The 13,196-nt window shown below is 71.9% G+C and carries 14 protein-coding genes and 2 pseudogenes; 11 read left to right on the top strand and 5 right to left on the bottom strand.

Going from position 1 to position 13,196, the window contains the following annotated elements; translation table 11 throughout:
- Positions 1 to 162 precede the first annotated feature (162 nt).
- The 6 genes from ACFXJ5_RS27520 (at position 163) to ACFXJ5_RS27495 (ending at position 4,984) form a co-directional block, all read left to right on the top strand.
- Positions 163 to 882 (top strand): 4'-phosphopantetheinyl transferase family protein, encoded by a 720-nt coding sequence (locus ACFXJ5_RS27520; RefSeq protein ID WP_384636472.1) that lies wholly within the window; start codon positions 163 to 165, stop codon positions 880 to 882.
- A 176-nt stretch (positions 883 to 1,058) separates the two neighbouring features.
- Complete coding sequence (locus ACFXJ5_RS27515; protein ID WP_384636469.1) at positions 1,059 to 2,027, top strand: ABC transporter substrate-binding protein; 969 nt, start codon at positions 1,059 to 1,061, stop codon at positions 2,025 to 2,027.
- Positions 2,024 to 2,797: an ABC transporter permease gene (locus ACFXJ5_RS27510; protein ID WP_384636466.1), complete on the top strand. Its 774-nt coding sequence runs from the start codon at positions 2,024 to 2,026 to the stop codon at positions 2,795 to 2,797. Before ACFXJ5_RS27515 ends, ACFXJ5_RS27510 begins: the two co-directional genes overlap by 4 nt.
- On the top strand, positions 2,794 to 3,573 hold the full coding sequence (locus ACFXJ5_RS27505) for an ABC transporter permease (protein ID WP_384636463.1): 780 nt from the start codon (positions 2,794 to 2,796) through the stop codon (positions 3,571 to 3,573). Before ACFXJ5_RS27510 ends, ACFXJ5_RS27505 begins: the two co-directional genes overlap by 4 nt.
- Positions 3,566 to 4,333 carry an ABC transporter ATP-binding protein gene (locus tag ACFXJ5_RS27500; RefSeq protein ID WP_384636460.1) on the top strand — a complete coding sequence of 256 codons (768 nt, stop codon included), beginning with the start codon at positions 3,566 to 3,568 and terminating at the stop codon, positions 4,331 to 4,333. Before ACFXJ5_RS27505 ends, ACFXJ5_RS27500 begins: the two co-directional genes overlap by 8 nt.
- Positions 4,334 to 4,408: 75 nt before the next feature.
- The gene (locus tag ACFXJ5_RS27495; RefSeq protein ID WP_384636457.1) at positions 4,409 to 4,984 is read left to right on the top strand and encodes a TetR/AcrR family transcriptional regulator; all 576 of its coding nucleotides are present in this window, start codon (positions 4,409 to 4,411) and stop codon (positions 4,982 to 4,984) included.
- Here the strand turns inward: ACFXJ5_RS27495 and ACFXJ5_RS27490 are convergent.
- The gene (locus ACFXJ5_RS27490; protein ID WP_384636454.1) at positions 4,981 to 6,216 is read right to left on the bottom strand and encodes an acyltransferase family protein; all 1,236 of its coding nucleotides are present in this window, start codon (positions 6,214 to 6,216) and stop codon (positions 4,981 to 4,983) included. The two genes, ACFXJ5_RS27495 and ACFXJ5_RS27490, sit on opposite strands and share 4 nt — an antisense overlap.
- Positions 6,217 to 6,377: 161 nt before the next feature.
- Here ACFXJ5_RS27490 and ACFXJ5_RS27485 point away from each other — a divergent pair, with 161 nt between their 5' ends.
- The gene (locus ACFXJ5_RS27485) at positions 6,378 to 7,346 is read left to right on the top strand and encodes a pyridoxal-phosphate dependent enzyme (RefSeq protein ID WP_384636451.1); all 969 of its coding nucleotides are present in this window, start codon (positions 6,378 to 6,380) and stop codon (positions 7,344 to 7,346) included.
- Between the two features lie 161 nt (positions 7,347 to 7,507).
- Here ACFXJ5_RS27485 and fes read toward each other — a convergent pair whose 3' ends face one another.
- Positions 7,508 to 8,812, bottom strand: coding sequence for an enterochelin esterase (gene fes / locus ACFXJ5_RS27480; protein ID WP_384636448.1), 1,305 nt, complete (start codon positions 8,810 to 8,812; stop codon positions 7,508 to 7,510).
- A gap of 285 nt (positions 8,813 to 9,097) precedes the next feature.
- Between fes and ACFXJ5_RS27475 the strand changes: the two genes are divergently transcribed.
- Positions 9,098 to 9,508 carry an SseB family protein gene (locus tag ACFXJ5_RS27475; protein WP_384636445.1) on the top strand — a complete coding sequence of 137 codons (411 nt, stop codon included), beginning with the start codon at positions 9,098 to 9,100 and terminating at the stop codon, positions 9,506 to 9,508.
- 14 nt (positions 9,509 to 9,522) lie between these two features.
- Here ACFXJ5_RS27475 and ACFXJ5_RS27470 read toward each other — a convergent pair whose 3' ends face one another.
- The 3 genes and pseudogenes from ACFXJ5_RS27470 to ACFXJ5_RS27460 form a co-directional block, all read right to left on the bottom strand.
- On the bottom strand, positions 9,523 to 11,007 hold the full coding sequence (locus ACFXJ5_RS27470) for a bifunctional phosphatase PAP2/diacylglycerol kinase family protein (protein WP_384636442.1): 1,485 nt from the start codon (positions 11,005 to 11,007) through the stop codon (positions 9,523 to 9,525).
- Between the two features lie 127 nt (positions 11,008 to 11,134).
- Positions 11,135 to 11,540, bottom strand: a pseudogene (locus ACFXJ5_RS27465) (CBS domain-containing protein).
- A gap of 37 nt (positions 11,541 to 11,577) precedes the next feature.
- Positions 11,578 to 11,931 carry a DUF2795 domain-containing protein gene (locus ACFXJ5_RS27460; RefSeq protein ID WP_384636439.1) on the bottom strand — a complete coding sequence of 118 codons (354 nt, stop codon included), beginning with the start codon at positions 11,929 to 11,931 and terminating at the stop codon, positions 11,578 to 11,580.
- A gap of 94 nt (positions 11,932 to 12,025) precedes the next feature.
- On the opposite strand from ACFXJ5_RS27460, the gene ACFXJ5_RS27455 reads away from it, so the two are divergent.
- From ACFXJ5_RS27455 to ACFXJ5_RS27445, 3 genes and pseudogenes are all read left to right on the top strand, one after another.
- Positions 12,026 to 12,259 carry a DUF6158 family protein gene (locus ACFXJ5_RS27455; RefSeq protein ID WP_384636436.1) on the top strand — a complete coding sequence of 78 codons (234 nt, stop codon included), beginning with the start codon at positions 12,026 to 12,028 and terminating at the stop codon, positions 12,257 to 12,259.
- A gap of 28 nt (positions 12,260 to 12,287) precedes the next feature.
- Complete coding sequence (locus tag ACFXJ5_RS27450) at positions 12,288 to 12,698, top strand: phage holin family protein (RefSeq protein ID WP_384636433.1); 411 nt, start codon at positions 12,288 to 12,290, stop codon at positions 12,696 to 12,698.
- 145 nt (positions 12,699 to 12,843) lie between these two features.
- Positions 12,844 to 12,973: pseudogene (locus ACFXJ5_RS27445) on the top strand (sigma factor-like helix-turn-helix DNA-binding protein); the annotation flags it as partial.
- Positions 12,974 to 13,196 lie beyond the last annotated feature (223 nt).

Raw genomic sequence — 13,196 nt, 5'->3', positions numbered from 1 at the left:
GCGCGCGCCTTGGCACCGCCGAGGGCGGCACGGGCCGCGACCGTCATCGCCGCGTTCGAATCTTTGCGCGGAGGAGGTGCCGGACAGAGCGCCCGTGGACGCCGGATTCTGACAGGATCGGGCCGTACTTGTCGGCCGCCTGACAGCTGAAGGAGCCCGTGCGTGAGAGTCCTGGGCCCTGGTCCGTTGCCGGAGGGGCTGGTTCGGCCGGGGGTGGCGGGGGAAGCGCCGGAGGTGTGGCTGCTGCATGCGGCGGAGCATGTGGCGGGCGGGGGGCTGGATGTGCTGGACGCGGAGGAGAGGGCGCGGTACGAGGGGTTCGTGCGGGACGGCGACCGGGATATGTACGGGGCCGCGCACGTGGTGCTGCGGAAGCTGCTGGGGGCGTATCTCGAGGAGGCGCCGGAGGACGTGGTGATCGGGCGCGAGGAGTGCCCGGTGTGCGGGGGGCCGCATGGGCGGCCGGCGGTGGTGGGGGTGGACGGGCTGCACTTCTCGCTGTCGCACAGCGGGGGGCTGGTGTTGCTGGCCTTCGCGGGAACGCCGGTGGGCGTGGATGTGGAGGAGGAGCCGGGGCCGGAAATCGTCGAGGAGTTGGGCGACGTGATACTGCACCCCGGTGAGCGGGCCGAGCTGGACGGTATGCCGAGGGACGAGCGGGGCAAGGCCTTCGGGCGGTGCTGGGCGCGCAAGGAGGCGTATCTGAAGGGCACGGGGGCGGGCCTCGGGGACAATCCGCACCGCAGCAGGGTCGGGGCGGGACCGGTTCCGTATCCCGTGCCGGGGTGGGGCATCGGCGACCTGGCGGTGCCGGTGGGGTACCGGGCGGCCCTGGCGGTGGCTACGGCTCCGCGCGCTCCGCGGTTCCCGCAGGCCGACTGATCGCGGCGAGCCGCTGGTCCCGTTCGCCAACGGGTGGGGTTGTCAGGGTCGTTGACTCAGCAGACAGGCGCCCCTACCGTCACTTGGCGCACCACCCAATGAACGACAGTTCACAGAGCGAACAGGCGCGGACGAACAAGCGCGGAGCGAACCGCCGTACTGATCAGGGAGTGCCCATGCGTCCCATGCGTCGCACTTTATGCACGCTCTTCACGGCCACCGCGCTGCTCGCCGCGGCCGCCTGCGGCGGCTCCGGAAGCCCGTCGGGCGGCAACTCCGGCGGCGTCAGGACGATCAAGGTCGGCGCCATCGCCATCGCCGACACCGCCCCGGTCCATCTCGCGGTCAGCAAGGGCATCTTCAAGAAGCACGGCCTGAACGCCAAGATCACGGCGGTGCAGGGCGGTGCGGCCGGCATCTCCGGGGTGATGGGCGGTCAGTTCGACTTCGCCTTCGCCAACACGACCTCCATCCTGACCGCCGCCGCGCAGAACCTGCCCATCAAGGTCGTGTCGAACGGCAACGCATCGACCGGGGTGCCGGGCAAGGACTTCAGTGCCGTCGTGGTCAGGAAGGACAGCCCGGTGAAGTCCGCCAAGGACCTCGAGGGCAAGACCATCGCGGTCAACCAGCTCAAGAACATCGGCGACACGACCATCCGCGCCGCCGTGCGCAAGGCCGGCGGCGACCCGTCCAAGCCGAAGTTCGTCGAGATGCCCTTCCCCGACATGCCCGCCGCCCTCGCCAAGGGCCGGGTCGACGCGGTCTGGATCGTCGAGCCCTTCCTCACCCAGGTCACCGCCACGGGCGCCCGCGCGGTGGTCTGGAACTTCGCCGAGGCCGCGCCCGACCTGACCGTCTCCATGTACTTCACGTCCAGCAAGCTCGCCCAGCAGGACCCGGACCTCGTCAAGCGCTTCGTCGCCGCCATCAACGAGGCCTTCGCGTACGCCACAGCCCACCCCGACGCCGCCCGCAAGGAGCTACTGACGTACACCGGGATCCCGGCGGCCACGGTCGGGAAGATCACGCTGTCGAAGTGGCCGATCGCGATCAACCGGGCGTCCGTGGAGACCATCGCGGACGACGCGCTCAAGGACGGGGTGCTGTCGAAGAAGCCCGACCTGGACGCGCTGCTGCCGTGAGGGGACGGGACACCGCATACGGGATCCTCGGCCTCGGCATGCTGTACGCGGTGGCCGAGGTCGTACCCCGACTCGGCCTGGTCTCCCGCGACTTCCTGCCGCCCGCCTCCGAGATCCTGCGCACCCTCGGCCACGAGATGGCCGGCCGGGAGCTGTGGACCGCCCTCGGCGAGACCATGCGGGCCTGGGCGATCGGCCTCGGCATCGCCTTCGTGCTCGCCGTCGCCGTCGGCATGCTCATCGAGGCCATCCCCGGCGCCCGCGCCGCCACCGTCTCCACCATCGAATTCCTGCGCCCCATCCCCTCCGTGGCCCTCATCCCGCTCGCCACCCTCCTCTACGGCGCCGACCTCGGCTCGAGCCTCCTCCTCGTCGTCTACGCCGCCTTCTGGCAGGTCCTCATCCAGGTCCTGTACGGCATCGCCGACGTCGATCCCGTCGCCCGCGAGACCGCCCGCAGCTACCGCCTCAGCCGCTGGTCGACCTTCCGCCGCCTGGTCTGGCCCACGGCCCTGCCGTACGTCATGACCGGACTGCGGCTGGCCGCCGCCGTGGCCTTCATCCTCGCCGTCACCGCCGAACTGGTCATCGGCGGACCGGGGTTGGGCCGCGAGATCCAACTCGCCCAGTCCGGCGGCGCCGTCGCCACCGTCTACGCGCTCATCACCGTCGCCGGATGCGTCGGCGTCGTCGTCAACCTCGCCGTACGGGCGCTGGAGCGCCGCGTCCTCGCCTGGCACCCCTCCGTACGAGGGGAGTTGTCCCGGTGAACCTGCTGCTCCGGCTGCTCCGCCTCGTCGGACTCCCCGCCCTCCTCGTCCTCGGCTGGTGGGGCTACAGCGCCTGGCGGCCCAGCTTCTACGTCCCCTCCCCGCCGCGCATCGCCGCCGCCTTCGCGGACGTCTGGTTCACCCGCCGCATCCTGGACGACGTCCTGCCGTCGCTCGGGCGGCTGCTGGCCGGATACGTGCTCGCCGCGCTGCTCGGCGTGGCGCTCGGGGTCGCCATCGGCTCGTACCGGCGGCTGCGCGCGACGACCGAGCCCGTACTGGAGTTCTTCCGGGCCGTCCCGCCGCCCGTACTGGTGCCGCTCATCATGCTGATCGTCGGGCTGAACGACACGATGAAGGTGCTGGTCATCGTCTCCGGCTGCATCTGGCCCGTACTCCTCAACACCGTCGAGGGCGTGCGCGCTCTGGACGAGGTGCTCGCCGACACCGCCCGCGCGTACGGCCTGCGCGGCGTGTCGCGGCTGCGCCGGCTCGTCCTGCCCGCCGCGAGCCCGCAGATCATGGCGGGGCTGCGGCAGGCGCTGTCCGTCGGGATCATCCTGATGGTCATCGGCGAGATGTTCGCCAGCACCTCGGGCCTCGGCTACACCATCGTCCTGTTCCAGCACGGCTTCCAGATCCCGGAGATGTGGAGCGGCATCGTCCTGCTCGGCCTCCTCGGCTTCGTCCTCTCCCTGGCGTTGCGCGCCGTCGAACGCCGGGTGCTGTACTGGCACCACGCCCTGTCCCGCCTGGATCGAGAGGCCCATGCTTGACATCGCCGGACTGCGCAAGGTCTACGAGGGGCGGGGCCGCACGGTCGAGGCCCTCCGTGCGATCGACCTCACGGTGGGGGAGGGGGAACTGGTCTGCGTCGTCGGCCCGTCCGGCTGCGGCAAGACGACGCTGCTGAAATGCGTCGCCGGGCTGCTGACCCCCACGGGCGGCCAGGTGCGCCTCGCCGGGCAGGCCGTCACCGGGCCGCCGCCCGGCATGGCGGTCGTTTTCCAGGAGTACGGCCGCAGCCTCTTCCCCTGGATGACCGTCCGCCAGAACGTCGAACTCCCGCTCCGCGAAAAGCGCGTCCCGCCCGCCCGCCGCGACCTGCTCGTCAGCTCCGCCCTCGCCTCGGTCGGCCTGGGCGACGCCGGTTCCGCCCACCCCTGGCAGCTCTCCGGCGGCATGCAGCAGCGCGTCGCCATCGCCCGCGCGATCGCGTACGAACCCCAAGTCCTGCTCATGGACGAGCCGTTCGCCGCCGTCGACGCCCAGACCCGCGCCGACCTGGAGGACCTGCTCCTCGCCCTGTGGCGGCGGCTCGGCATCACCACGGTCCTGGTCACCCACGACATCGACGAGGCCGTCTACCTCGCCCAGCGCGTGATCGTCCTCTCCTCGGCGCCCACCGTCGTGCAGGAGGACCTCCGCGTGGACCTTCCCGACGACCGCGACCAGATCGTCACGCGCTCCCTGCCGCGCTTCGCCGAGCTGCGCACCCATGTGTACGGTCACATCCGGGCCGCCAAGGCCCGGTGAGCGGTGTGATCTACTGGACTATCGGAGGGGTCTCCGTTTGGCAGGTAGTCGCTGACGAGAGGGTGGAGAGCCAACATGGCCGAGCAGCGGCACGAGCCCGTGCGGGCGGACGCGCGGCAGAACCGCGCCCGCATCATCGAGGTCGCCCGGGAGGCACTCTCGGCCGCCGGCGACGCGTCGCTGAACTCCATCGCCAAGAAGGCCGGCGTCGGCCCGGGGACGCTCTACCGGCACTTTCCCACCCGCGAGGCGCTGATCGTGGCGGTCTATCGCCACGAGGTGGAGCGGCTCGCGGCCTACGCGCCCGAACTGCTCGAGGAGCACCCTCCGCTGGAGGCCCTGCGGCTGTGGTTCGACCGGCTCGCGTACTACGGGCGGATCAAGCACGGCCTGTCGGACGTACTGCACGCCCTCACCGACGACGGCCTGGCGGGTGAGAGCTACGGGCCGATCATCGGGGCCGTCACCACGCTGCTGCGCGCCTGCGAGGACGACGGCAGCATCCGGCCGGGCGTCGACCCGGACGACGTGCTGCTGATGCTGGGCTTTCTGTGGCGGGTCAGCCCCGGCAAGGAGGGCGAGGCGCGGGCCGCGCGGCTGCTCGATCTGGTCATCGACGGCCTACGGTTCGGCGCACCCGCACGGCCCTAGCCGACCCGCGCGGTAGCCGGGTCCGGCTGCGCCGACGCCGGTGTCGGAAGCGTTTTCGCGCATCGGCGGCGGCGCAGCAGCAGCCGCCGGCCGGGGGATTCGACGCCCTCGTACAGGGCCCAGGCGAGTCCCAGCGACACGGTGAACGCGGCCGTGGTGGTGGCCAGTCCGGTCAGGGCGCCGAAGTGCGGGAACTTGCCCAGCAGATTGGTCCCGGCGCGCAGCACCAGCAGGTGGATCATGTAGAAGGCGAAGGAGAGTTCGCCCAGCCGCACCAGCCGGCGGTGCCGCCACATCGAGGGCAGGCCGTGGATGTCGGCGACGGCCGCCGCCGGGATGAGCAGGGTGAAGCCGATGAGGGTGCAGGCGTTGGCCGGGTACCCGGTGGCGACCTGGGGGACCAGGAAGTAGCCGATGATCGCCAGGGCAAGGGAGCCTTCCAGGCCGGGCCCGCGCCAGCGGTCGAGGAGCACCAGGCGGGCGACGGCGGCACCGAGGACGAACTCGGGCAGGCGCGCCGCGGGGAAGGACGTGACCGGCTGGCTCATCAGGTGGTGCGGCTCCGCCCACGCCAGCACCAGTACTGCCACGGCTGACGCCCCCGCGAGCACCGCCGAGCCCCGGGCGCCGAGGCGGCGCAGCAGGAAGGCGAGCAGCGGGAAGAGGGCGTAGAAGAAGGCCTCGCAGGCCAGCGACCAACTGACGGGGTCGAGTGTCTGCCACCAGGGGCGCCACCAGGAGTGGGTCAGCAGCACATTGGCCAGTCCCTGGTGCAGGGTGGGCTTCGGCTGATGGGCCAGGGTGAATCCCATGAGCAGCGCGATCGCGGCGGTGACCAGGTGAACCGGGTAGATCCGGGCGACGCGCCGCCGCCAGAAGCCCAGTACTCGGTCGCCCGGCCGAGCGGACCACATCAGGACAAACCCGGACAGTATGAAGAAGAAGGACACCCCGGTGGTGCCGGCCCCGAATCCCCAGGTCGCGATGCGGGCGCCCTCGCCACCGAAGTAGCCGAAGTTCCGCACATGCAGCCCGAAGACGAGCAGCGCGGCCATCCACCGCAGCCCCGTCAAGGACGGCAGCGAGGGCATCCTGGCGCTGCCCCGCCCGGGGGCCCGGGCAGGAGCCGCGGTGCGGGCGGGAATTGATGCCTCGACCTGGGCCTCGGCCCCGGTCTCGGCCGTGGTCGACGGCGCCTGAGGCGTCCGGGTAGCCCCGGTCGCCGTCGTCATCGCGCCACCTGACGAGCGGTTTCCAATTGATGCATGAGGGGGAGGCTTGCCAGTCCGTTACGTTTCATTCCAGGCGGGTGGGCAAGGTCACACGGCCGCGGCGATTAGCGGGGAAATGGGCGATCCGACCCGTGGAGGGACGAGCATTGGGCTCCGAAGGCATGCTGACGATCGACGACGTACGGGCGGCGCAGAAGCGGATCCACGCAGTCGCCCACCGGACACCGGTCCTGACCTCCACCACGATCAACAACCTCGTGGGCGCCGAGGTCCACCTCAAGGCCGAGAACTTCCAGCGCGTCGGCGCCTTCAAGTTCCGGGGCGCCTACAACGCCGTCTCACAGCTCAGCCCCGACCAGCTCCGGCGCGGCGTCGCGACCTACTCGTCGGGCAACCACGCCCAAGCGGTCGCGCTGGCAGCCCGGATCGCCGGCACCACCGCCGTGATCCTGATGCCCGAGGACACCCCGGCCAGCAAGCTTGCGGCCACCAGGGACTACGGCGCCGAGATCCTGACCTACGACCGCTACAACGGCGACCGGGTCGCGCTCGGCAACGAGCTCGCCGCCGACCGCGGACTGGTCCTGATCCCGCCCTACGAGCACCCTCACGTGATGGCAGGGCAAGGCACCGTCGCGCTGGAACTGCTCGAGGAGACCGGTCCGCTCGACGCGCTGCTGGCTCCCATCGGCGGCGGCGGTCTGATGGCGGGCTGCGCCACGGCGGCCAAAGCCCTCGCCCCGGGCATCCGCGTCGTCGGCGTCGAGCCCGAGCACGCCGACGACACCAAGCAGTCGCTGGCAGCGGGCACCCGGATCTCGGTACCGGTCGCGAGAACGATCGCGGACGGCCTCGCCGCCGACACCCCCGGCCAACTCACCTTCTCCGTCAATCAACGCCTCGTGGACGAGATCGTGCTGGTCAGCGATGACGACATCCGCGCAGCCATGACGGTGGCGTTCGAACGCCTCAAGATCGTCATCGAGCCGAGCGGTGCCGCGGCCCTCGCCGCGCTCCTCTCCGGCCGGCTCGACCCGCTGCCCGCCCGGATCGGCGTCGTCATCTCCGGCGGCAACGTCGGCCTGAGCCGATTCACCGAGATCCTCTCCGGATCCGAAGCCACTCCCTGACAGTGCCGCCCTACGAGCCGTCCACGGGCCGGCCCAGGGCGCGGCGCCACCGTCCACACGTACGACGCCCAGCTCACTGTCGGCCGCGCCGGTCGTCGATCAGGGCGAGGAGCCCCGCGAAGAAAGGCTGATCCTCAGCAGGCGGCGTCATACCGGATTTCCTACCAGCCGCCTACGACAACGCCGCCCAACATCGCGACCAGCCCCTCCGCCAACTCCTCCCGCCAGCACACATAGTCGTGGCCGCCGTTGATCTCGCGGTACTCGACCTCGTACCCCTTGGTCATCAGTACGTCGCGCAGCCGCCGGCTGGCCGGCAGCACGAGCCACTCCTGCACCCCGGCCGTGAGGCGGAAGCGGATCGGCCGCCGTCGGGTGGCCTCGATGCGGTCGGTCAGCCATTCCTCGCCTCGGGCCGGATCGGCCGGGGAGGTGGGCCACCAGAAGGAGCCGGACTGGACCAGGACGTTGCCGAACCGCTCGGGGCAGCGCAGGGCCGCGTACGCCGACATCAGGCCGCCGAGGCTCTGGCCGGCCAGCACGGTGCGGGAGGGGTCGGTGGTGACGGGCCAGCGGCCGGCGGCCCAGGGGAGGAGTTCGCGGGTGAGGTAGTCCACGAAGGAGTCGTCGCAGGTGAGTTCGTCCCAGCGGGTGTCGCTGTCGAGGGAGTCCGGCATGAGGGCGACCAGTGGTGGAAGCACCCCGTCGGCGATCAGGTTGTCGAGCAGGGTCGTGATGCCGAGCTCGGGTCCCCACATCTCACCGTCGAGCAGGACCAGGACCGGCAGGTCGGCCAGATTCTCATAGCCGGCCGGCGCGTACGTCCAGACCCGGCGCCAGTTGCGCAGGTTGGCGCTGCGCATGGTGTGGACCCCGACCTCGCCGTGGCGGACGCCCGGGCGTCTCTCCCAGCGGGCGGCCCGGGAGCGCGGCGCGTCCGGCAGTTCGACGACCGACAGCGGCTCGCCGCCCCAACGGCGGGGAAAGGACGTCCGGTTGAGCGGGTCGCGGCGCGGCCGGGTGTGCAGCCAGCGCAGATAGGCGGGACCCCGGGGGGCCTCGGCAGCCGGGTCGTCGTCCACGCAGAGCGCGTACGTCGCCCGCCAGTCGGTGCGCATGCGTACGGTCCAGTGCCAGACGTCCGTGCCCGGTACGCGGGACATGAGGTTGCCGGTCAACTCGGCAGGATCGGCAAGCTTGTTGGGCAGCGCCAGCACCGCGCGCGTGGTGCCGGCGCCGCCGCGCCACAGGAAGGTGACGGCGGCATGCCCCGGATCCCCGGCGATGGGCTCGACGAGCGGGGTGCCCTCGGCCTCGACCGCACGCCAGAAGTCCGGGGCCTTCTCGGGGGCCTCGGTGAGCGCGGTGATTCTCGGGCTGCGTACGCGTTCCACAGGCGCCGGTCGCGGGGCGCGGGGCGGGTGGCCCGGCACTTCGGTCGGCGGGCCCCACAGGGCAGACAGCATGATCGACAAACCAACCCTCCGCGATGAGACCTGGGCATGGCAAGCACGGCAAAGAGAACCTAAAATGAGGGTCACCTTACCTGTAAGGCAGGTTAAGCGGAGGGCACCCTTGCGTCTGCCTACCCGTGGGGGCGGCCGCTAAGCGAGGGGTTTCCCTACGCTCGGCGTGTTACCGCCTCCGCGACCCCTATTTCCTCCGGACCGCATGTCTGGCGCAACTTCGGGTACGCGGCCCGTTCAACCCCCGTACGAAGTCATAAAAAACGCACCCGGGAGGAACCGGCCATGACAGAGAGCAACCCCAATGGCGCCCTGCCGCCCGCGCAGCGTGCGCTGCACGAGATCGCCGTGGGCGGAGACAACGCGGCGGCGCTGAGCACGCTCGCCGTCAGCGATGTGCTGCTGCCCGTGCCGGGCGAGCCCGACGCCTCGGGCGGCCGCCCGGAGGAGCAGGCCATCCAGCTGCCGGTCTACGAGCAGGAGGACGGCACGAAGCTGGTGCCGGTCTTCACCGACGAGGTACGGCTGACGCAGGCGCTGCCCACCACGCAGAGCTACCGGATCGTGCCGCTCGCGGTGCTCAGCAGCAGCTGGCCCTCGGACGAGCTGACGCTGTCCATCGACGCCGGATCGCCGGACACCCTCACCATCGGCGGCGAGGGCGTCCGGGCGCTGGCGGGCCTGTCCAGCCAGTAGCCCGACCGGTCGGATCAGGTCACGCCATCGGCCGGCCGGTACACGGTCAGGGCCTCGTTGACCTTGTCGAGAATCAGCTCGGTGGGCGCGGGCGCCACCTCGCCGTCATAGGCGAGGTGCGCGCCCGCGGCCATTCCGCTGACCCGCAGCCGCCGCAGCGGGGCGGCCGAGTAGACCGGTGAGTTCGCCAGGCCGCCGGTCATGGCGGCGGCGATCAGCCGCGTACGGGCGAAGGGACCACCGTTCACGATCCGTACGTCGAGCAGCCCGTCGGCGAGGTTCTGCCGCCGGACGGGAGCCAGGCCCACGCCCCGGTAGGCGCAGTTGCCGGCGAAGAGCAGCCACACCGGCCGGCGGTGCCCGTTGATGACGACGTCGATCGGCTGCGAGGTCCGCAGGACGTGCAGGGCCGCCAGGATCCCGGCGGGCCAGCTGCCGGTGCGGCGGGCCCAGCGCTCGCGGTAGCGCACCAGCTCCGGGTAGGCGCCGATGCTGAAGGTGTTGAGGAACGGCGTCGGCTCGGCGTTCCCCGCGTCCTGCGAGGTGAAGCGGGCGATGTCGACGGCGACCGCGCTGCCCTCCCGGACCGCCCGAGCCGCGTCGTCCACGGTCGCGATGCCCAGGTCCCGGGCGAAGTGGTTGTACGTACCGCCGGGGAACGCCACCAGCGGCACGCCGTGCCGGACCGCGATCGTCGCCGCGAGGTTGATACTGCCGTCGCCGCCGTGGATGCCCAGCGCCCCACCCTGCTCGACGGCCCGTTGCGCCGCCTTCTCCAGCAGCTCGGCCAGGTCGTCGTCCTCCGTGCGCTCCGTCACCTGTGCCTGCGGCAGAGCGCCCCGGACCCGTTCGGTGGGCGTGATCAGCAGCGCCGGCGGCCCGGACGCCTCGTTGACCACGACAAAGAGCCCCTGCCCCTCGGGGAGTGCGGGCGCGTCCGCGCGCGGCCGCGCAGGCACCGCGAGGTCCCGGCGGGTCGGTACGACACCGCGTACGGCAAGAGCCGCGCCGGCGCCGATCGCCGCGCCGACCACCACGTCACTGGGGTAGTGGACGCCCGTATAGATCCGCGAGAAGGCCACCGACCAGGCCACCGGCGCCACCACCGCCCCCCACCTCGGCGACTCCAGCGCCACGCCCGCGGCGAAGGCGGCCGCCGACGCCGCGTGCCCCGACGGGAACGACGTGGTGACCGGCTGGTGGCGAAGCCGCCGGATCACCGGCACCGTGTCCAGCAGCGGCCGCGCCCGGCGCACGGCCCCCTTGCCGAGGGTGTTCACCGTGGCCGACGCCACCGCCAGCGAGCCCACCCCGCGCAGAGCCGCCCGCCGCCCCGGCCGGCCGCCCACCGCCGCGATCCCCGCCGCGACGCCGAACCACAGCAGACCGTGGTTGGCGCTGCGGGTCAGCCGCGGCAGCACCCGCTCGGCAGCCGGCCACTGCCGGGTGGCGACCTGATGGAACAGCGTCCGGTCCCAGCTACTGAATTTCTGCCTCATGCGGGTGCGGGTACCCCCATGAGGCCCTTTCACGTGTCGGAGCCAGGGCTGCATGGCGGGTCCCCCACACCCGCGTCACCCGTCCGGCTCAGCGCTGCGGCTCGTCTCTCCGGCTTGACTCTCCGGCTCACCTGTCGGGCTGTGCCCGGCTGATGTCCGCGAGCGCCGAGTCCGGGTCCCGCTCCCGCGCGAGATCGCCGAGGCTGACGATGCCGACCGGCCGGCCGTCCTCGATGACGGGCAGCCGCCGCACGGCGTGCTCCCGCATCAGCGTGACGGCTTCGCCGACCGTGTCACCGGGGGTCACCGGGGGTCACCGTCACCGGGTCGCCGCCGGCCACCGAGGCCGCGCTCACCGTGTGCGGGTCCGCGCCGTCGGCGACCGCCCGCACCGCGATGTCCCGGTCGGTGACCACCCCCACCACCCGGTCTCCCTCCGCGACCAGCACATCGCCGATGTCCTGGTCACGCATCAGCTTCGCGACCTCCACCAGCGACGACTCCGGCCGCACGGCGGCGACCCCGGCTGTCATGACGTCCTTCACCAGCTCTGCCACGGGCCCTCGCCTCCTAACGGCCTTCCAGGGCCGTGACGATCTCCTGGACGTTCCGGTACTTGTGGTCGGCGTCAGGAAGCCGGCCCACGGCGTCGATCAGCGGATCCGGCGCGTGGTTGCCCTCCAGCACCCGCTCCAGCGTGCCGCGCTTGGCCGGGAAGGTCTTACGCGTCAGGTGCCGTGCCAGCTCGATGCTCAGCGGCGCCCCTTCCGGGCCGCCCGCCACCCCCGGATCGTCGTCGGCCGCCGGCTCCGGGTCGTACCACTCCTCGGTCCGGGTGGGATGCCCGGAGCGCAGCAGGCCCTCCAGTTCGTGCTTCATCTCCTCGTCCTTGTGGACGCTGAGACGGTCACTGCCTCGCTGCACGATGACTCCTCCCTTCACCTTTCGGGTTGTCTGTCGCCCTTCGTCTAACCAGGTCGCGGGGGATGAATCCGCCTCTGTGGGGTACGCGCAGCCCATGAGCCCCAATGATGGCGGCGTCAACCCCGCTGACCTGGACGAACGGCAACTCCTGCACGAGCTGGAAACGGTCCACCGCACCCGGCACGAGACCCTTCTCCATGGCTCGCCCTCGGCCCTGGAGGCCCACACCACACGCCTGACCGCACTGGAGGCCGAATACCTCCGGCGGCATCCCCACCGCGACGTGCTCTCCGGCCGGACGCGTGAGGGCGCCCGCGAGCGCAGTTAGACCGCGCCCTTCCGGGTAGCCGCCCCATATGAACGCACAGCGGATCTTCCCCATCGACGAGCGGGCCCCGGGCGCCGTACCGGACCGTCTTTCGGAGCAGGCCGAGCGAGCCGTCCGCGACGCCCTGCGCGCGGAGACGCGTGAGCGGGGCCCGCACGCCCGCCTGTACGCCGGCTCGGCCGCGGCCGGGCTGCTCGGCGGCGGCGCGCTCACCGCGTGCCTGGTGCTGGCCCTGGCGGAGGCGATGCCGGGGTGGGCGGCCGCGCTGATCGTCGGTGTCGTCCTCGTCGCGCTGGCGGTGCTGCTCAAGAACGCCGCGCGGACCCGCCCGCACGCCCTCGTACGCTCGGCGGATCCGCCGGTGCCGAACGCCGTGCCGGACCACCTGGTGCCCGGCACGGCCGTGGACGGCGCCGAGGCACCCCACCACCGGGCGTGACGGCACGGCCAATCGGCAGCGTCCTTGCCCAGCAGCGCCCTGGCGACGCCCGCGCCCTGGCCGAGGTGGACGGCCACCTTCGAGCCCGCGTTGAGGACCTCGGCGCCACCCTTGAAGTCGTGGGTCGGCGGGGAGTAGTCCATGCCTGCGGTTCTTCGACGACATGACGCACAGCCAGATCGCCGAGATGACGGGCATCTCCCAGATGCACGTCTCCCGCCCCCTCAAGCCGCACCTGCGCGGCCCTGCGCCCCCAGGCCCGGTCCGAAGCCTGAAATGCCCCGGGCGCGCACGAGTGCAAGGCTGGTCACGGGCACGCCGACGGCCGACGGTGGGCCTGGACCTACGGTGCCGGGTCGGCGAGTGAGCCGAAGCGGAGCGGTCGCTGTCGAAATGGGGGGCACTCCCCCAGCCTTCGGCCGGGGGGACCCCCACCCAGCGGAAGCGCTGGGGGAGAGAACGCGCGCAGTCCGCGAGGAACGAGCGGGCGAGCACGAT

Origin of the sequence: Streptomyces sp. NPDC059373 (assembly GCF_042751495.1) — a bacterium.
GTDB lineage: Bacteria > Actinomycetota > Actinomycetes > Streptomycetales > Streptomycetaceae > Actinacidiphila.
Note: the sequence above shows the minus strand (reverse complement) of the source record. Positions and strands in the feature narration are given on the sequence as shown.